Source organism: Rhodanobacter fulvus Jip2 (assembly GCF_000264315.1).
GTDB classification, from domain to species: Bacteria; Pseudomonadota; Gammaproteobacteria; order Xanthomonadales; family Rhodanobacteraceae; genus Rhodanobacter; species Rhodanobacter fulvus.
Genome location: NZ_AJXU01000046.1, coordinates 1 through 227 on the forward strand (window position 1 = coordinate 1; position 227 = coordinate 227).

The following is a 227-nucleotide window of genomic DNA, read 5'->3' on the forward strand; positions in this document are numbered from 1 at the left end:
GCTGCTCGAACGCTTCCAGGTTGGCGGCGTTGACGCGTACGGCCTTGCCCTGCGGCAGGAGGAAGTTGCGGCCATAGCCCGGCTTCACGGTGACCTTGTCGCCAAGGTTGCCGAGATTGCGGACTTTCTGCAGAAGAATGAGTTCCATGATCTTTCCTGTTCGTTAGCACCGGTGTGGCCCGGCGCAGCCAGAGGACGGGTGTCCGAATGTCGGGAATCGGGAATGG

1 protein-coding gene is annotated in these 227 nt (G+C 61.2%); it reads right to left on the reverse strand.

Going from position 1 to position 227, the window contains the following annotated elements:
- A partial coding sequence (gene rplI / locus UU9_RS11740; protein ID WP_007081972.1) for a 50S ribosomal protein L9 occupies positions 1-148 on the reverse strand: 148 nt, incomplete at its 3' end.
- Positions 149-227 lie beyond the last annotated feature (79 nt).